17 protein-coding genes and 1 tRNA gene are annotated in these 17,239 nt (G+C 73.3%); 7 read left to right on the plus strand and 11 right to left on the minus strand.

The features are described from left to right. Positions 1–139 precede the first annotated feature (139 nt). The 6 genes from ABZ898_RS26265 to ABZ898_RS26290 all read right to left on the minus strand — a co-directional run bounded on the left by ABZ898_RS26265 (position 140) and on the right by ABZ898_RS26290 (position 4,754). Positions 140–227, minus strand: a tRNA-Leu gene (locus ABZ898_RS26265). 152 nt (positions 228–379) lie between these two features. Beyond that, positions 380–1,327: a beta-ketoacyl-ACP synthase III gene (locus ABZ898_RS26270; RefSeq protein ID WP_361663691.1), complete on the minus strand. Its 948-nt coding sequence runs from the start codon at positions 1,325–1,327 to the stop codon at positions 380–382. Between the two features lie 238 nt (positions 1,328–1,565). Next, positions 1,566–1,694 carry a hypothetical protein gene (locus tag ABZ898_RS26275; RefSeq protein WP_361663694.1) on the minus strand — a complete coding sequence of 43 codons (129 nt, stop codon included), beginning with the start codon at positions 1,692–1,694 and terminating at the stop codon, positions 1,566–1,568. Then, positions 1,669–2,997: an OFA family MFS transporter gene (locus ABZ898_RS26280; RefSeq protein WP_361663697.1), complete on the minus strand. Its 1,329-nt coding sequence runs from the start codon at positions 2,995–2,997 to the stop codon at positions 1,669–1,671. Before ABZ898_RS26280 ends, ABZ898_RS26275 begins: the two co-directional genes overlap by 26 nt. 133 nt (positions 2,998–3,130) lie before the next feature. Continuing rightward, positions 3,131–3,664: an isochorismatase family protein gene (locus tag ABZ898_RS26285; protein ID WP_361663700.1), complete on the minus strand. Its 534-nt coding sequence runs from the start codon at positions 3,662–3,664 to the stop codon at positions 3,131–3,133. Between the two features lie 79 nt (positions 3,665–3,743). Next, positions 3,744–4,754, minus strand: a complete 1,011-nt coding sequence (locus ABZ898_RS26290) for a bile acid:sodium symporter family protein (RefSeq protein ID WP_361663905.1) — start codon at positions 4,752–4,754, stop codon at positions 3,744–3,746. A gap of 138 nt (positions 4,755–4,892) precedes the next feature. Between ABZ898_RS26290 and ABZ898_RS26295 the strand changes: the two genes are divergently transcribed. The 4 genes from ABZ898_RS26295 (at position 4,893) to ABZ898_RS26310 (ending at position 9,564) form a co-directional block, all read left to right on the plus strand. After that, positions 4,893–5,762, plus strand: coding sequence for a LysR substrate-binding domain-containing protein (locus ABZ898_RS26295; RefSeq protein ID WP_361663703.1), 870 nt, complete (start codon positions 4,893–4,895; stop codon positions 5,760–5,762). 259 nt (positions 5,763–6,021) lie between these two features. After that, complete coding sequence (locus ABZ898_RS26300) at positions 6,022–7,860, plus strand: AMP-dependent synthetase/ligase (RefSeq protein ID WP_361663706.1); 1,839 nt, start codon at positions 6,022–6,024, stop codon at positions 7,858–7,860. A gap of 82 nt (positions 7,861–7,942) precedes the next feature. Continuing rightward, the gene (locus ABZ898_RS26305) at positions 7,943–8,779 is read left to right on the plus strand and encodes an aldo/keto reductase (RefSeq protein ID WP_361663709.1); all 837 of its coding nucleotides are present in this window, start codon (positions 7,943–7,945) and stop codon (positions 8,777–8,779) included. A gap of 95 nt (positions 8,780–8,874) precedes the next feature. Then, on the plus strand, positions 8,875–9,564 hold the full coding sequence (locus ABZ898_RS26310) for a glycoside hydrolase family 75 protein (RefSeq protein ID WP_361663712.1): 690 nt from the start codon (positions 8,875–8,877) through the stop codon (positions 9,562–9,564). A gap of 3 nt (positions 9,565–9,567) precedes the next feature. Here ABZ898_RS26310 and ABZ898_RS26315 read toward each other — a convergent pair whose 3' ends face one another. Further along, positions 9,568–10,479 (minus strand): class I SAM-dependent methyltransferase, encoded by a 912-nt coding sequence (locus tag ABZ898_RS26315; protein WP_361663715.1) that lies wholly within the window; start codon positions 10,477–10,479, stop codon positions 9,568–9,570. A gap of 176 nt (positions 10,480–10,655) precedes the next feature. On the opposite strand from ABZ898_RS26315, the gene ABZ898_RS26320 reads away from it, so the two are divergent. Continuing rightward, positions 10,656–11,417, plus strand: coding sequence for a ferritin-like domain-containing protein (locus tag ABZ898_RS26320; protein ID WP_361663718.1), 762 nt, complete (start codon positions 10,656–10,658; stop codon positions 11,415–11,417). Here ABZ898_RS26320 and ABZ898_RS26325 read toward each other — a convergent pair. Then, entirely contained in the window at positions 11,386–12,129 is a 744-nt protein-coding gene (locus tag ABZ898_RS26325; protein WP_361663721.1) for a class I SAM-dependent methyltransferase, read from the minus strand. The genes ABZ898_RS26320 and ABZ898_RS26325 overlap by 32 nt on opposite strands. Before the next feature lie 247 nt (positions 12,130–12,376). On the opposite strand from ABZ898_RS26325, the gene ABZ898_RS26330 reads away from it, so the two are divergent. After that, a complete protein-coding gene (locus ABZ898_RS26330; RefSeq protein WP_361663724.1) occupies positions 12,377–13,240 on the plus strand; it encodes a helix-turn-helix transcriptional regulator in 864 nt (287 codons plus the stop codon). A 43-nt stretch (positions 13,241–13,283) separates the two neighbouring features. On the opposite strand, the gene ABZ898_RS26335 is transcribed toward ABZ898_RS26330, so the two are convergent. The 3 genes from ABZ898_RS26335 to ABZ898_RS26345 all read right to left on the minus strand — a co-directional run bounded on the left by ABZ898_RS26335 (position 13,284) and on the right by ABZ898_RS26345 (position 16,382). Next, positions 13,284–13,709: an OsmC family protein gene (locus ABZ898_RS26335; protein ID WP_361663727.1), complete on the minus strand. Its 426-nt coding sequence runs from the start codon at positions 13,707–13,709 to the stop codon at positions 13,284–13,286. A gap of 109 nt (positions 13,710–13,818) precedes the next feature. Then, complete coding sequence (locus ABZ898_RS26340) at positions 13,819–15,876, minus strand: phage holin family protein (protein WP_361663730.1); 2,058 nt, start codon at positions 15,874–15,876, stop codon at positions 13,819–13,821. Between the two features lie 80 nt (positions 15,877–15,956). After that, positions 15,957–16,382, minus strand: coding sequence for a hypothetical protein (locus ABZ898_RS26345; protein WP_361663733.1), 426 nt, complete (start codon positions 16,380–16,382; stop codon positions 15,957–15,959). Positions 16,383–16,464: 82 nt separating this feature from the next. Here ABZ898_RS26345 and ABZ898_RS26350 point away from each other — a divergent pair, with 82 nt between their 5' ends. Next, positions 16,465–17,238: an MBL fold metallo-hydrolase gene (locus ABZ898_RS26350; protein ID WP_361663736.1), complete on the plus strand. Its 774-nt coding sequence runs from the start codon at positions 16,465–16,467 to the stop codon at positions 17,236–17,238. Position 17,239 lies beyond the last annotated feature (1 nt).

Here is a 17,239-nt window from a genome sequence, read left to right on the forward strand (position 1 = left end):
CCTCCGCCTTGCAGCCGCACGCACCAGACCCCGCTCGGGTCGGCCGACAAGGCGCCGTCGGCCCGAGCCGGCCTGATCCGGAAGAAAGGCCCTAGGCCGGGACAACGGAAAAGACCCCCGCGATGCGAGGGTCTTCCACTGGTGTCCGAGGGGGGACTTGAACCCCCACGCCCGATAAAGGGCACTAGCACCTCAAGCTAGCGCGTCTGCCATTCCGCCACCCGGACAAGGTGTATGTCGCCTTGCGGAGGCGTTCCCCGCGGCGACATGGACAACAATACCAAGGTTTCGGAGTGCCTTTCACCTGCGTATCTGTGCCCCTCGGCGCCCGCGGGGACAGAAGGTGACCGTGCCGTCACGCACGGGCCGGGGCCGCCCCTCAGGGGCAGCGGATCACCTGGCCCGCGTACGACAGGTTGCCGCCGAAGCCGAACAGGAGGACCGGGTCGCCGGTGCGGACGGCGCCCTGCTCGATCAGCTTGGACAGGGCGAGCGGGATGCTCGCGGCGGAGGTGTTGCCGGACTCGGTGACATCACGGGCGACGACGGCGTTCACGGCGCCGATCTTCAGCGCGAGCGGTTCGATGATGCGCAGGTTGGCCTGGTGCAGGACGACCGCGGCGAGGTCCGCCGGGGCGATGCCCGCCTTCTCGCAGGCACGGCGCGCGATCGGGGGCAGCTGGGTGGTGGCCCAGCGGTACACGCTCTGCCCCTCCTGGGCGAACCTCGGCGGCGTGCCCTCGATCCGCACCGCGTTGCCCATCTCCGGCACCGAGCCCCACAGCACGGGCCCGATCCCCGCCTCCTCGCCCGGCGCACACGCCTCCACCACGGCCGCGCCCGCGCCGTCACCGACCAGGACGCAGGTGGTGCGGTCGGTCCAGTCGGTGACCTCGGACATCTTGTCGGCGCCGATCACCAGCGCCCGGGTCGCCGCGCCCGCCCGTACGGTGTGGTCGGCGGTGGCCAGCGCGTGGGTGAAGCCGGCGCAGACCACGTTGACGTCCATCGCGGCCGGCTCGGGGATGCCGAGGCGGGCCGCGACCCGCGCGGCGGTGTTCGGGGAGCGGTCGATCGCCGTGGAGGTGGCGACCAGCACCAGGTCGATGTCGCCGGGGGCGAGCCCGGCGGCGGCGAGCGCCTTGGCGGCGGCGTGCGCGGCCAGCTCGTCGACCGGCTCGTCGGGGCCCGCGATGTGCCGGGTGCGGATGCCGACCCGGCTGGTGATCCACTCGTCGCTGGTGTCGACCATGCGCGCCAGGTCCTCGTTGGTGAGCACCCTGGCGGGCTGGTAGTGGCCGATCGCGGCGATACGCGAGCCGTGCATGTCGGGGTCCCCTCGTTGCTGCCGTGGGTAGCGGGACTCTCCAGTCTGTGCGGTGACTCACGGGTACGGGGGCACGTGAAGCCACAGGAATCGGGCATCCCCTTTGTCGGCTTCTTGCAGACCCCGTACAGATGCTCGGACATCCGAATTCCGCTCATACGCTCGGCGTTTCGCCCGTGAGGGAGAGGCCCGGACCGGGCGCCCGTGCGGGAGCGCGGTCCGGGCCTCCGCCCCGCTGTCACCCCGTGAAGAGCTGGGTGGCCTTCCGTACCAGTTCGTACAGCCCGTAGGCGAGCGGGGCGGTCACCCAGAGCCAGGACAGGGCGATCAGGGCGCGCCGGTCAGGCCGGCTGCTCTCGCTGGACATCGGGGGCCTCCTTCTCGGCGGGGACGTGGTGGCGGGGGTCGACGGGGCGGACGAGTTCGTTGGCGACGAAACCGACGAGGAGCAGGCCGATCATGATGGAGAACGACAGCCCGTACAGCGCCGGGCCGTGCTTGCCCGCCGCCTCCTGCCGGTCGGCGATCCAGTTGACGATCAGCGGTCCGAGGACGCCCGCGGTGGACCAGGCGGTGAGCAGGCGGCCGTGGATGGCGCCGACCTGATAGGTGCCGAAGAGGTCCTTCAGATAGGCGGGGACGGTGGCGAAGCCGCCGCCGTAGAAGGAGAGGATGACCAGCGCGCACAGCACGAACAGCGGCTTGGCCGTGTCGCCGAACAGGGCGAGGAGCAGGTACATCACCGCGCCGACGCCCAGGTAGACGCGGTAGATGTTCTTGCGGCCGATGAGGTCGGAGGTGGACGACCAGCCGATCCGGCCCGCCATGTTCGCCGCCGACAGCAGCGCGACGAAACCGGCCGCCGCCGAGACGGAGACGGGCGTGGAGCTGTCCGCGAAGAAGTCCGTGATCATCGGGGCGGCCTTCTCCAGGATGCCTATCCCGGCCGTGACGTTGGTGCACAGCACGACCCACAGGCACCAGAACTGCGGAGTGCGCAGCGCGCTGCGGGCCGACACCTGGACGCCCCCGGTCGCGCTCGGCCCGCTCCGCGCCCGCTCGTCCGGCCGGGGCACCCGGACCAGCAGGACGCCGAGCGTCATGAACACGGCGTACGTGAGGCCGTGGACGAGGAAGGCCAGCGCGATCCCGGAGTGATCGGTGCCGAAGGACTCCAGCATCTGGGCGGACCAGGGCGAGGCGATCAGGGCGCCGCCGCCGAAGCCCATGATGGCGATGCCGGTGGCCATGCCGGGCCGGTCCGGGAACCACTTCATCAGGGTGGAGACGGGCGAGATGTAGCCGATGCCGAGCCCGATGCCGCCGACGAAGCCATAGCCGAGGACGATCAGCCAGTACTGCTGGGTCTGCGCGCCGAGGGCGGAGATCAGGAACCCGGAGGAGAAGCAGACCAGGGCCACGGTCATCGCCCAGCGCGGGCCGTTGCGCTCCACGAGGGTGCCGCCGAACGCGGCCGACAGCCCGAGCATCACGATCGCCAGCTGGAACGGCAGCGCGCTCTGGGTGCCGTCGAGGTCCAGCGCGGATTCCAGAGGCGGCTTGAACACGCTCCAGGCGTACGCCTGGCCGATGGACAGATGGACGGAGAGCGCGGCGGGCGGTACGAGCCAGCGGCTCCAGCCCGGGGGCGCGACAGGGGGGCTGCTCATGGGGCCGGACGGTAGGTCGGGGCAGGTGGGATGAGAAGGCGGGGAGCGGGGCGGTGCGGTGAACGGTCGGCTCCGTGCGTCGGGCGGTCGGCGGGGTGGCCTGCGGCCGCGCGCCTGCTCCCCGCCTACGCGGTCAGTCCCCTTCCCGCCCGAACTCCAGCCGCGCCGCCGTGGTGACGGTGCCCAGGCGGGGGAAGTCCAGCCGTACGGACGCCTCGTGCTCGGCGGTCGTGAACGCGGCCATCGCGTCCTCCACGAAGACCAGCTGGTAGCCGAGGTCGGCGGCGGCGCGGGCGGTGGACTCCACCCCCAGGTTGGTGGCGATGCCGCCGAGGACCAGGGTGTCGACGCCGTGCGCCCGCAGCCGCTCGTCCAGGCCGGTGGCCTGGAACGCTCCGATGGTCCGCTTGACCACCTCCAGGTCGCCGTCCCTCAGCAGTCCGGCGGCCAGCCCGCTGCCGGGCGGCTGTTCCGGGACGCCGGGCCGTTCGACCCGGACGAGCACGACGAGCACGCCCTCGGCGCGGCAGCGCGCCGCCAGTTCCTCACCGGCGGCCAGCACGTGGGTGCCCTTGTGGGGTTCCAGCGGCAGCGCGACGAGGCGGTCCATGAGGTCGACGAGGACGAGGGCGGTACGCCCGGGGTCGAGTACGGGAGCTGCGGTCATGACGGAACGTTAGCCGTCGCGGCCTGTCCGTGCCGGAAATCCGGCGGGAAGGACCCGTGAACGGGACGCGTTCGGATGCCTACGGGGCTCCGCGCCCGCCGGGCCGCACACGCGGACGGGGTACGCGCGCGGTCGGCTCCGCGGGCTCCTCCAGGTCGCGGGCGCGGCGTTTGGCGATGACCGCGCAGACCATGAGCTGCATCTGGTGGAAGAGCATCAGCGGGAGCACGGCGAGGGAGGCGTGGGCGCCGAACAGGACACCGGCCATGGGCAGTCCGGAGGCGAGGGACTTCTTCGACCCGGCGAACTGGATGGCGACGCGGTCGGCGCGGCCGAAGCCGAGGGCGCGTGCGCCGTACCAGGTCAGGGTGAGCATGACGGCGAGCAGGACCGCCTCCACCAGGAGCAGCGCGCCGAGCCGCGCGGGGCTCACCTGATGCCAGATCCCCTGGGCCATGCCCTCGCTGAAGGCGGTGTAGACGACCAGCAGGATCGAGCCCCGGTCGACCAGTCCGAGCACCTTCTTGTGCCGGGCGACGAAGTCGCCGATCCAGCGTCGCAGCACCTGTCCGGCGAGGAACGGCACCAGCAGTTGGAGCACGATCTTCACCAGCGCGTCGGCGGAGAGACCGCCGCCCGGGCCGCCGAGCAGGACGGAGGCGAGCAGCGGGGTGACGACGATGCCGACGAGGGAGGAGAAGGAGCCCGCGCAGATGGCGGCGGGCACGTTGCCGCGCGCGATGGAGGTGAAGGCGATGGAGGACTGGATGGTCGACGGCACCAGGGTGAGGAAGAGCAGGCCCTGGTAGAGCGGCTGGGTCAGCAGGGCGGGGACCAGTCCTCGCGCGGCCAGGCCGAGCAGCGGGAAGACGAGGAAGGTGCAGGCCAGCACGGTGAGGTGCAGCCGCCAGTGGCGCAGGCCGTCCATCGCCTCGCGGGTGGAGAGGCGGGCGCCGTAGAGGAAGAACAGGAAGGCGATGGCGGCCGTGGAGGCGCCGGAGGCCACGTCGGCGGCGACGCCCCGCGCGGGCAGCAGCGCGGCCAGGCCCACCGTGCCGAGGAGCAGCGCGATGTACGGGTCGATGGGCAGCCGGCGTTTCACAGTTCTCCGTGGCTTCTCGGTACGGGCGGACGATCTCCATCGTGCCTGTCCGCCGCCGATCACGGAATCCGGCATACCGCTCTGACAGCGATCGCGTCTCGTGATGACCGAGCTATCGTGGCCGTCATGTACGACCCCACCCAGCTGCGCACCTTCCTCGCGGTGGCCCAGACGCTGAGCTTCACGCAGGCCGCGCGGCGGCTGGGGCTGCGGCAGTCCACGGTGAGCCAGCACGTGCGCAGGCTGGAGGAGGCGGCGGGCCGCCAGTTGTTCGCGCGGGACACCCACTCGGTGGAGCTGACCGGCGACGGGGAGGCGATGCTCGGTTTCGCGCGGCGACTGCTGGAGGTGCAGGAGCAGGCGGCGGCGCACTTCTCCGGGACGCGCGTACGGGGGCGGCTGCGGTTCGGCGCCTCGGAGGACTTCGTCCTCACCCGCCTCCCGGAGATCCTTGAGGGCTTCCGTCACGACCACCCCGAGGTGGACCTCGAACTGACGGTGGAGCTGTCCGGCACGCTCCACGAGCGCCTGGCCGGGGGCGGGCTGGACCTGGTCCTGGCCAAGCGGCGCCCCGGGGACCCGCACGGCCGTCTGGTCTGGCGGGACGACCTGGTGTGGATCGGCGCGCCACGGCTGCGCCTCGACCCGGACCGCCCGGTCCCGCTGATCGTCTATCCCCCGCCGGGCATCACCCGGGCCCGCGCGCTGGAGACGCTCCAGGCGGAGGGCCGGGAGTGGCGGATCGTGTGCACGAGCGGCAGCCTCAACGGCCTGATCGCGGCGGCCCGGGCCGGCCTCGGCGTGATGGCCCACTCCCGCCGCCTGATCCCCCCGGGGCTGGTCCGGGTGCCCGACCGTGCGGGCCTGCCGGACCTGGGCCCCGTCGACTTCGCCCTGACCCACGGCCATCGCGGCGGGCCCGCCCAGGACGCGGCGGACGCGCTGGCGGACGCGGTGCTGGCGGGCGGGGAGCGGCTTCGGCGGCGGGACGGCTGAGAGCGGGCGCCGCCCCGGCGGGCCCCGTGACAGGCCCGTACAGATTCGGTGGAGATTGCGCCAGCGGTACGTACCGACCCCTCGGTATCGTGTCCGGCCCTTCCCCATGTGCGGTGATTTTCCCGGTGCCGTCCGCGAGGTACGTGAGGTTTGGCCGGTTTCCGGACCCCTCCCATCCGGCCATTCGGTGGGGTAGCTTTCACGGCGCTGTGCGGAGCGTCGCGGGGTGTGACCGAAGAGCGAGGAAGGGGGAGCGAGGTTGCGCGAGTTCACCAACCAGTTCACCGACCCTGTGACGGAGACCGAGCCACCGGTCGGCGGGCTGGCCGACGCCGTCTTCGACAACGCGCGCAACGATCCGCAGCACGTCGCCCTCGGCCGCAAGGACGAGAGCGGGCAGTGGCGTGACGTGACCGCCGCCGAGTTCCGGGACGAGGTCGTCGCCCTCGCCAAGGGCCTGCTCGCCCAGGGCGTCCGCTTCGGCGACCGGGTCGCCATCATGTCCCGCACCCGCTACGAGTGGACCCTGTTCGACTTCGCGCTGTGGACGATCGGCGCCCAGGTGGTGCCCGTCTACCCGACCTCCTCCGCCGAGCAGTGCTTCTGGATGCTGCACGACGCCGAGGTGACCTCCGCCGTGGTGGAGCACGAGGACCACGCGATGACGATCGCCACGGTCATCGACCGCCTCCCCCGGCTGAACCGGCTCTGGCAGCTCGACTCGAACTGCGTACGGGAGCTGTACGACGCCGGGGCGCATCTGGACGACGAGGTGGTGCACCGGCACCGCAAGGCGGTCACCCCGGACTCGACCGCGACCGTCATCTACACCTCGGGCACCACGGGCCGCCCCAAGGGCTGTGTGCTCTCGCACGGCAACTTCATGTTCGAGGCGGACACGGTGATCCGCCGCTGGGAGTCGGTGTTCCACTCCAAGAAGGGCGACCAGGCGTCCACCCTGCTCTTCCTGCCGCTGGCCCATGTCTTCGGCCGCATGGTGGAGGTGGCCGCGCTCAGGGGCCGGGTCCGCTTCGGCCATCAGCCGCAGCTGCACGCGGCCGCCCTGCTGCCGGACCTGGCGGCGTTCCGGCCGACGTTCATCCTGGCGGTGCCGTACATCTTCGAGAAGGTGTTCAACTCGGCCCGGCGCAAGGCGGAGAAGGAGGGCAGGTCTGCGCCCTTCGAGAAGGCGGTCGAGGTGGCCGTGAAGTACGCCGAGGCCCTGGAGGCGAAGGCGTGGGGCATCGGCCCCGGACCCTCGGCGGGCCTGCGGATGCAGCACCAGTTCTTCGACAAGCTGGTGTACTCCAAGGTCCGCGCGGCGATGGGCGGCCGTATCCGCAACGCGATGTCGGGCGGCTCGGCGATGGACCGCAGGCTCGGCCTGTTCTTCGCGGGCGCGGGCGTGCAGATCTACGAGGGGTACGGCCTGACGGAGTCGACGGCGGCCGCGACCGCCAACCCTCCCGAGCGCACCCGTTACGGCACGGTCGGGCAGGCCGTTCCCGGTGTGACGGTGCACGTCGCGGACGACGGCGAGATCTGGCTGCACGGCGGGAACGTCTTCCAGGGGTACCTGAACAACCCCAAGGCGACCGACGAGACCCTGCACGACGGCTGGCTGGCCACCGGCGACCTCGGTTCGCTGGACGAGGACGGCTACCTCACGATCACCGGCCGCAAGAAGGAGATCCTGGTGACCTCCGGCGGCAAGAGCGTCTCCCCCGGTGTGCTGGAGGAGCGGGTGCGGGACCATCCGCTGGTCAGCCAGTGCATCGTCGTCGGCAATGACCGCCCGTACATCGCCGCGCTGATCACCCTGGACCAGGAGGCGGTCGACCACTGGCTCCAGATGCGGGGCAAGCCGAGGTCGACGCCGGCCGACCTGGTGCGCGACGGGGATCTGGAGGCGGAGGTGCGCCGGGCGGTGGTGGCCGCGAACACGCTGGTGTCGCAGGCGGAGTCGATCCGCACCTTCCGCATCCTGGCGCAGCCGTTCACCGAGGAGCACGGGCTGCTGACACCGTCGCTGAAGCTGAAGCGCAAGGCGATCGAGAAGACGTACGAGCGTGAGGTGGAAGCTCTTTACCGCTCCTGACCGGCAGGTCAGGAATGCACTTCGGCGTGTGATCGTTGACGATGGGTGGAGCACCTGTCCACTACCGAAGGATCATGAGCCCGTGAGCAGCAAGGTCCCCCCGATCATCCTCAACAACGGTGTCGAGATGCCCCAGCTCGGCTTCGGCGTCTGGCAGGTCCCGGACGACGAGGCTGAGCGTGCGGTCTCCACGGCGCTGGAGACCGGGTACCGCAGCATCGACACCGCGGCGATCTACGGCAACGAAGAGGGCACCGGCAAGGCCATCGCCGCCTCCGGCGTCCCCCGTGAGGAACTCTTCGTCACCACCAAGCTCTGGAACAGCGACCAGGGGTACGACTCCACCCTGCGTGCCTTCGACACCTCGCTGGAGAAGCTCGGTCTCGACTACCTCGACCTCTACCTGATCCACTGGCCGCTCCCCGCGCGGGACAACTACCTCGACACCTACAAGGCGTTCGAGAAGCTGCTCTCCGACGGCCGCATCCGTGCGATCGGCGTGTCCAACTTCCTGCCCGAGCACCTGGAGCGGCTGATCGCGGAGACGTCCGTCGTCCCGGCGGTCGACCAGATCGAGCTGCACCCGCAGCTCCAGCAGCGCGCGGCGCGGGAGTTCAACGCCGAGCGGGGCATCGCCACCGAGGCGTGGTCGCCGCTCGGCCAGGGCAAGGGCCTGCTGGAGGTCCCGGCGATCGTCGCCATCGCGCAGAAGCACGGGCGTACGCCGGCGCAGGTGGTGCTGCGCTGGCACATCCAGCTCGGCAACATCGTCATCCCGAAGTCCGTGACGCCGTCGCGGATCAAGGAGAACATCGAGGTGTTCGACTTCAGCCTGGACGACGAGGACCTCGCCGCCATCAGCGCGCTGAACGAGGACAAGCGGCTGGGTCCGGACCCGGCCACCTTCGACATGGTCTGATAGCCGTACGCCCACAGGGCCGTCCGCCCCCGCACGGGGGCCGGGCGGCCCTGCGCGCTACGCCGAGCTTTCGCCGACCGAAGGGCCACCGCGCCGTGCGTCTTCGTCCACTGGGTCTCGCCACCGCCGCCGGGACCGTCCTGCTCGCCGCCGCGGCCCTCGCCGCCGCCACCGGGGACTCGCCGAGGCGGGCGCGGGAGGGCACGGTCGCCGCGGCCGACCTGCTGGCGAAGGTGCGGTCGTGCGACCGGATCTCCGACGGCCTGTACCGCACCGACGCGGAGAGCGCCGCGACCGTCCCGGTGTGCGGGCTGAAGGGCGCGGTGTTCTGGAAGGCGGACATGGACGTGGACTGCGACGGGCAGCGCACGGCGGACTGCAACGAGGACCGCGACCCCTGGTTCCAGGACGACACCGCCTTCCACCAGTCGGACGGCCGGCCGCTGCGCGCCGACACGCTGCCCTACGTGGTGGTGCCGGGCAAGAGCGCCCTGTGGGACCACGCGGCGGCCGGCATCCGGGGCGGCGGTGTGGTCGCCGTCGTCCACGGCGACCGGGTGGAGTACGCGGTCGTCGGGGACACCGGCCCGAAGGAGATCATCGGGGAGGCGTCGTACGCCGCCGCCGAGGCGCTGGGGATCGACCCGGACCCGGCGACCGGGGGCGCCGAGTCCGGGGTCACGTACATCCTCTTCAAGGACTCCCTGGTCTCCCCCGTCGAGAGCCACGCGGCGGCGGTCGCCCTCGGGGACCGGCTGGCGCGGGAGTTCCTCGCCGCGAACTGACCCTCAGCGGGGGCGTACGGCGGTGTGGACGGTGTAGGCGTCCAGCACGAACAGGTCGGCCCGCCGGTGCACGCTCGCCGGGTCGGCGGGGTCGAGGAGGCGGTTCAGGGTGTCGCGGTCCTCGGCGTCCAGGGTGTCGCCGAGGCCGTCGCGCAGCCGGGTGAAGTAGGCGGCGGCGTGGTCACGGGCGGCGGCGCCGGCGGGGGCGGGCAGGTCCAGCAGGAAGGTGCGGGTGCGGGTGGGCTTCAGCCCGGCCGAGGAGAGCAGGGCGGGCCAGTCCTCGGTCTCGGAGACCGCGCCGGGCAGTTCGGCCCGCATCCGGCTGAACCACTCCTCCTCGGCCGCGCCGAGCCGGGACTGGAGGCCGGGGCGGCCGATGCCGATGTCGCGGGGCAGATGGCGCGCGGGCAGGCCGCCCTCCAGGAGCGCGAGGGTGCCGCCGGGGGCGAGCCGGTCGGCGAACGCGGCGAGTCCGGCCCGCTGGTCGCCGAGGTGGTGCAGGCTGCGGCTGGCCCACAGCAGGTCGGCCGGCCGGTCCAACTCGTCCAGGGCCTCCGGGAGTTCGCCGGTCACGGTGGTGAAGCGGCCGGCCACCCCGAGGCGGTCGGCGCGGGCGCGGGCGCGCTCCAGGAGCGGTCCGCTGCCGTCGACGGCGGCCACCCGCGCGCCGGGGAACTCCTCGGCGAACAGGCAGGCGACGACGCCGGGGCCGCTGCCCGCGTCCACGATCAGCTCAGGCGCGGGGGCCTCCTCGGCCAGCCAGCGCATCGCCTCCCGGTACAGCGGCGCGAGCAGCTCCGCCTGGGACTCCAGCACCGGGCCCATCTCGGCCCAGTCGATGTCGGTGTCGTGCCCGTGCGCGTGTCCCTGTGCGTGTCCGTGCCCGGCGGGTGCGTGGTGGTGGTCGTGCGCCATGCTGGTCGGCCTCTCTTCCCCGGTTCTGCTCCGGCTGCGCCCAGCGTGCGACGGCGTGGCCTCCTGCGGCAAGCTCTGTTGCCGATACCGCAAACCGGCAACGGCGGAACGGTTCGGTGTCCGCGGGCGTCCTGGACCGGCGAGGCACGAAGGCCGTGCCGCGGGAGGGGACCGGGATGAGCGACGGCGGCTTCGGCCGGTGGGCGGACGCGTTCGAGGCGGAGCGGACACGGAGAGCGGCCCGGGCCGACCCGGACTGGACGGCCGCCGCGCGGCAGGACCCGGCGGTGTGGGCGAGCGTCCAGCGCTTCCAGACCGGCGAGGACGGTGACGGCGCGAACCTCATCGCCAAGGCCGACCGGGCGGGCGACCCCGCGTACGCCCGCGCGGTACGGCTGTTCGTCGCCGAGGAGCGGAACCACGCCCGCCTCCTCGCCCTGCTGCTGGCGGCGGGCGGCATGCCGACCCTGGCCGGGCACTGGACCGACACCGCCTTCGTCCGGGTACGCCGGCTGCTGGGCCTGCGCCTGGAGCTGCTGGTGCTGATGGTCGCGGAAGTGGTGGCCCTGCGCTACTACCGCGCCCTGCGCGACGGCAGCGAGGACGCCCTGACCTCGGAGGTGGCGGCCCGCATCCTCGCGGACGAGGAGCGGCACGTGCCGTTCCACTGCGCGCGGCTGCACGACGCGGTGGCCGGACTGCCGCGCGGGCTGCGGCGTCCGCTGCTGGTGCTGTGGCGGGGGCTGCTGGCCGGGGCCTGCCTGGTCGTCGTCGCCGACCACGGCCGGGCCCTGCGGGCGCTGGGCGTGAGCCGGTCCCGCTTCCTCGCCGACGTCCTGGTGTCGTCCCGCCCCATGGTGGCCGCGATACTGCACCGGCGCCCTGATGCGTGGACGGACACCACCCCTACCCGGACCGCCGATAGGCGTGCAGGGTGAAGACGGGGTCCGCGCGGGGCCGGTCCTGGTGGGGCAGCCTGGCCAGCCGCTCGGCGAACTCCTCGGTACGCGGCTCACCGGGCGGCAGCAGGGTGAACCACCCCCGCCGGAGGTCCTTGACGGTCCGGCGGGGGCTGCGCCCCTGCCCGACCCCGGTGAACCGCGCCTGACCGGTCCTCACCAGCCCGGCCTCGGCGGCGTACGCGTCCACCTTGGCCGGGTCGTCGGAGGCGGCCCGCCGGGGCCGCGGGCCGAGCACGGCGTCGATGTCGCTGCCGACGTCGTGCGCCTTCGCCTTGTCGACGGTGGTGACGTAGGTGCCGCCCGGCCGCAGCACCCGTGCCGCCTCGGCGAGCACGGCGCGCAGGTCGGCCGGGTCGTCCATCAGATGCAGCAGCCAGACGGTGGTGACCGCGTCGAACGTGCCGTCGGGGAAGGGCAGCCGTCGGCTGTCGGCGCGCACCACGCCCCCGGGCAGCCGGGCGGCGGCCCGCTCGGTCATGGCGGGCGTGACGTCCACCCCGGTGATCCGCAGCCCGGGCCGCGCCCCGGCCAGGAGACGGGTGACGATGCCGGTGCCGCAGCCGTTGTCCAGCAGGCGGCCTTCGTGGTCCGGGATCAGGCCGAGGACGGCGTCGGCGGCGGCGCGGGCGCGGGGCTCGCCACCACGGAGCGTGTCGTAGGACTCGGCTTCCTTGTCGTAGTCGAGCACAGACTTCAGTGTGCCCGCGCCGGGGGGTGCCATGTCCGTTGACTCCAGGGGGAGTTGACGGATTCCGGTGCGGTGGCCGGACCCGCCGCCGGAAGCGCCCGGTGCGCCTCACCCTGCTCACCGACTCCGCCCTCACCCTGCCCACCTCGGCCAACTCCCGTCCCAGGTTGGCTGATTGATCCCCCGTGTGCGGTGGGCCCACGCGTGGCACACTGCCCGCAGGCTTCGGGGGAGGGGAGGTCGGGGTGTGAGTGAGCGGCGGGCCGCTCCCACGGTGGGGCAGGTGGTGCTCGGCAGACGGCTGCAGGAGCTGCGGGAGTCGACCGGGCTGAGCCGGGACGAGGCTGCGCGGGTGCTCCGGGTGGCGTCGGCGACCGTGCGCCGGATGGAGACGGCCGAGGTCGCCCTGAAGATCCCGTACGTGCAGGCGCTGCTGGCCGCCTACGGGGTGGGCGAGGAGGAGGCCGCCGCCTTCGTGGGGCTGGCCGAGGAGGCCAACCGGCCCGACTGGTGGCAGCGGTTCCACGACGTGCTGCCGGACTGGTTCAGCCTGTACGTGAGCCTGGAGGGCGCGGCGCGCCTCATCCGCTCCTACGAACCGCACTTCGTCCCCGGCCTGCTCCAGACCGAGGCGTACGCGCGGGCGGTGCTGGAGGCCGGGACGATCGGGCAGCACGGCCCGGAGACGGTGGAGCGGCATGTGGCGCTCCGGCTGGAGCGGCAGCAGCTGCTGGACCGCGAGGACCGGCCGCACCTGTGGGTGATCATGGACGAGACGGTGCTGCGGCGCCCGGTGAGCACCCGCTCCGAGGTGATGCGCGACCAGCTCGACCATCTGCTGGAGTGCGCCGAGCGGGACCGGATCACGCTCCAGCTCGCGGAGTTCGCGGCGGGCCCGCACCCGGGGACCTACGCCCCCTTCACCCTGTTCCGGTTCGCCGAACGGGAGCTGCCGGACATGGTGTTCACCGAGTACCTGACCGGCGCGCTCTACCTCGACTCGCGCGAGGAGGTGGCCGCGCACCTGGAGGTGCTGGACCACATGACGGCGCGGGCGGCCTCCGCGCAGCGCACCCGGAAGCTGCTGCGGGAGTTCCGCGAGAGCCTGTGACCGGTGCCGCGCGCGTGACGCGGCACCGGGGGGCGAGGAGGCTTCAGGCCAGCTCGGCCGTGAGGGTGATGTCGGTTCCGGTCAGGGCCTGGCTGACCGGGCAGTTCTTCTTGGCGTCCTCGGCGGCCGCGTGGAAGCCGTCCGCGTCCAGGCCGGGCACCTCGCCGCGCACGGTGAGGTGGATGCCGGTGATGCCCTCGCCGGGCTGGAAGGTCACGTCGGCCTTGGTCTCCAGCCGGGTGGGAGGCGTGCCGGCGCCGGTCAGACCGTGCGACAGGGCCATGGAGAAGCAGCTCGAGTGGGCGGCCGCGATCAGCTCCTCGGGGCTGGTGCGGCCGTTCGCCTGCTCGGCGCGCGACGGCCACGACACCGGCTGGGAGCCGATGCCGGAGGAGTCGAACGTGACGGTGCCGCTGCCCGACAGCAGTTCGCCTTCCCAGACCGTGTGTGCGGTGCGCGTGGTAGCCACGGTGGTTCCTTTCGCGTGAGTTCCCGGTTCTCCGGGTCCTTCTTGGTGCCCCCGTACCCCCATCCGATCACATTCCGGGGCGCGGCAGCGTGAGGACCCCTCGGCGCGCTCAGGCCGCCCGGCGCTCGGGGTCCGCGTCCAGCGGTACCTCGGGCCCGCTCAACTCGCCGAGCCAGCGGCGCAGTACGTCGTGCACCCGCTCGGCGCCGGACAGCGCCGTGCCGTCCTCCTCGGGCACAGAGAGGGTGAGCGGGGAGAGCAGGAAGGGGCGGGACTGGGCGCCGCCGAGGCCGCCGTGGGAGCCGATCTGCTCCTCGAAGGCGTGCACTTCGCCGCCGGCCGGGTCGTGCCAGGAGTTGACCATGATGTCGGCGGTGTGCGGGAAGGAGTGGGCGCGGCGTACGGCGTCGGCGGCGCCGGGGCCGAAGCGGGCCAGCGGGCCGGGCCGCTGGTCGAGTTCGGCGAGCGGGATCTCGGTGCCGCAGGGGCCGAGGACCACGCCGTCGTGCTCGGCGCTGCGCACCAGCAGGAAGCCGATGCCGGGGTGGTTGGCGAGGGTGGGGAGGAGCGCCGGGTGGCGGGCGTCGATCTCCTCCTTGGTCATCCGGTGGGGGACGTCCGGGAAGGAGACCAGGCCGAGGTTGCCGGAGGCGAGGACGACCGGTTCGAAGTCGCGCTCCTCGGCCACGGGTTCGCCGTCGGCCCGGCCCAGGGCGGCGCGTACGGCCGCGCGGGCCTCGGCGCCGCTCGGGGTGCGCCCGGCGCCGCGCGGCACGGGCAGCCCGCTTCCCGCCCGGACGAGGTCGGTGAGGGTGAGGCCGTAGCGGGAGCGGAAGGTCTCGCCGGGGCTCTGGCCGTGGTCGGAGAGGACGACCAGGCGGTAGGGGCGCGGGGCGTGCTCGGCGGCCTTCTCGATCAGGGCGAGGGACCGGTCGAGCCGCTTGAGGACGTGGCGGGCGTCGCGGCTGCCGGGGCCGGAGTGGTGGGCGACCTCGTCGTAGGCGACGAGGTCGGCGTAGACGGCGCTGCGGCCGGCGAGCAGGTCGCCCATCACGGCGGCCACGACGACGTCCCGTTCGACGACGGTGGCGAAGGCACGGACGACCGGGTAGAGGCCGCCCCGGCCGACGCGCGGGTGCGCTCCGGCGAACCGGGCGCGGGTGGACTGGCCGATCTCGCGGCCGATCTCGGCGAAGAACGACAGGGCGGTGCGCACCGCGTTGGCCGGGTCGGAGAAGTAGGCGAAGTAGCCGGCGCGGGAACGGTTCTCCCGGCCCCGGCGGCGGGTGGCGATGGAGAGCACGAGGGCCTGTTCCCCGGCGCCGCCGCTGAACAGGTTGCCCCGGCTGGCGCCGTCGACGGCGAGCAGTCCGCCGTCCCCGGTGCGGGCGACGGCACGGCGCTGCAGCTCGGCGGCGGAGGTGGGCCGGTTGCAGACCATGACCTCGCCGCGGTCCTTCTCGTACCAGCGGAAGGCGGGGACGTCGAAGGTGCTGCCGTGCAGGATGCCGAGCTGGCTGGCGCCGGTCTGGCTGGACCAGTCGGTGCGCCAGGCGGTGAGCCGGTGGGTGGGCGGGAGGACGCCGTCGGCCGCCAGCCAGCGGGCCACGGTGGGCATCAGGCCGTCGCGGACCGCGGCGGTGAGCACGTCGTGGCCGACGCCGTCGAGCTGGACGCAGACCAGGCCGGGCGTGCTCGCGCAGGGCAGGGTGGCTCTGCGGCGGCGGTCGGCCAGGCGCAGCAGGCGGCGCCGGTAGGCGTCGTCGTCGCGCACGGCGAGCGCGCCCCCGGTCGCGGAGGCGACGGCGGACATGACGGCGGCGACGATCACCGCGGTCTCGGGCGCCACCTCGCCGCGGCCGGAGGGGTTCACGCGCAGGGCGAGCAGCAGCAGGGAGCCGTTGAGGAAGAAGACCAGCAGGCCGAGGAAGAGGGCGGGCACGAGCAGCAGCAGCCGCACCAGCACCGGCCAGACCAGGGCGGACAGCAGGCCGAACGCCCCGGCCCCGCAGGCGGCGGTGACGGCGATACGGGTGGCGCTGTCACCGTCGGGGGACTGGAGCCGGAAGTCGGGAAGGAGTCCGGCGAGCGCGAGCATGGTGAGCGTGGAGACCGCCCACACCGTGACGCTCCGCCCGATCTGACCGGCAACCCGCCGCCATCGCACGCCCCGCGCACCTCACGTCCCGGCCCGCCCCTCGGAGCCTGCCCCCACCTTGTCATACCCGGCGAAGGCACCGGGGCGGCTTATTTGCCGTCGTACCCCGCCGTGGGCATCGACAGCCGCCGGTGCACGCGGGCCTTCATCCGGGCGTCGTAGGCGGGTTCGGCGCTGCCCACGGTCTCCACGCGCACTCCGCGCCGGGCGCATTCGGCGGTGAACTCCTCGACCGTGCTGAGCGCGCGCTCCAGCACGCGTCTGCTGGGGGCGACGAACACGTCCACTCCGGGGCGCACCCCGTCCCACAGCGCGTCGTGGTCGAAGCGCAGTCCGCCGACGAGGAGTTCGCGCGTGATCACATGCCCCTGCTCGGCGGCCCAGCGGGCGCACATGGCGTGCTGGCTGCGGGAGTCGACCAGGAACGGGTCGGCCTCCAGCTCCTCCAGCGGGGTCAGGCTGGCGATGGCGGTGATCCGTACGGCCGCGGCCGAGGCACCCTGCGACGCTCCCATGGTGTCCCCTCACCTCCGGGTTCGCCGCCGACCCTACCGCTGCCCGTAGGCTTCGTGGGAGTCGCGCGCGGAGGTGAGAGAGGTGCCGGTGGAGGTCACCTGGTGGGGTCACGCCACCTGCACGATCGAGGATTCGGACACCCGGGTGCTCACCGATCCCCTGTTCGTCTCCCGGCTGGCGCATCTGCGCCGCCGCGCGGGCGGGCCGCCGGCCGCCGAAGCCCGCCGCGCCGACGTGGTGCTCCTCTCCCACCTGCACGCCGACCATCTGCACCTGCCTTCGCTGGCCCAGCTGGCGCCGGGCACCCGCCTGCTCGTGCCGAGGGGGGCGCCGCGCGCCGTGCCGGGGCTGCGCCGGCTGCGGGGAGTGACGCTCACCGAGGTGGCGCCCGGCGACGAGGTGCGGGCCGGGGAGCTGCGGGTGCGGGTGGTGCCCGCGCTGCACGACGGGCGGCGGCTGCCGTTCGGTCCGCACCGCTCCCCCGCGCTCGGCTATGTCGTGGAGGGCGAGGCGCGCACCTACTTCGCCGGTGACACCGGGCTGTTCGACGCGATGGCCGAGGAGGTCGGCCCGGTGGACGTGGCGCTGCTGCCGGTGGGCGGCTGGGGACCGTACCTGGGCGAGGGGCATCTGGACGCGGGACGGGCGGCGCGGGCGCTGGCCCGGCTGGCGCCGGGCTGGGCGGTGCCGGTGCACTGGGGCACGTTCTGGCCGATCGGCATGGACGCGGTGCGCCCGCACGAGTTCCACGCGCCGGGCGAGGAGTTCGTACGGCTGGCGGCCGAGGCCGCGCCGAAGGTGGCGGTGCACCGGCTGGGGCACGGTGAGGGCGTACGGCTGGAGGGGCTGCGGTGAG

This window comes from Streptomyces sp. NPDC046860 (assembly GCF_040645115.1).
GTDB lineage: Bacteria > Actinomycetota > Actinomycetes > Streptomycetales > Streptomycetaceae > Streptomyces.

Coding starts and splice junctions, on each gene's coding strand:
- ABZ898_RS26280 (WP_361663697.1), bottom strand. CDS start 2,997: ATGAGCAGCCCCCCTGTCGCGCCCCCGGGCTGGAGCCGCTGGCTCGTA.
- ABZ898_RS26285 (WP_361663700.1), bottom strand. CDS start 3,664: ATGACCGCAGCTCCCGTACTCGACCCCGGGCGTACCGCCCTCGTCCTC.
- ABZ898_RS26295 (WP_361663703.1), top strand. CDS start 4,893: ATGTACGACCCCACCCAGCTGCGCACCTTCCTCGCGGTGGCCCAGACG.
- ABZ898_RS26315 (WP_361663715.1), bottom strand. CDS start 10,479: ATGGCGCACGACCACCACCACGCACCCGCCGGGCACGGACACGCACAG.
- ABZ898_RS26270 (WP_361663691.1), bottom strand. CDS start 1,327: ATGCACGGCTCGCGTATCGCCGCGATCGGCCACTACCAGCCCGCCAGG.
- ABZ898_RS26320 (WP_361663718.1), top strand. CDS start 10,656: ATGAGCGACGGCGGCTTCGGCCGGTGGGCGGACGCGTTCGAGGCGGAG.
- ABZ898_RS26275 (WP_361663694.1), bottom strand. CDS start 1,694: ATGTCCAGCGAGAGCAGCCGGCCTGACCGGCGCGCCCTGATCGCCCTG.
- ABZ898_RS26345 (WP_361663733.1), bottom strand. CDS start 16,382: ATGGGAGCGTCGCAGGGTGCCTCGGCCGCGGCCGTACGGATCACCGCC.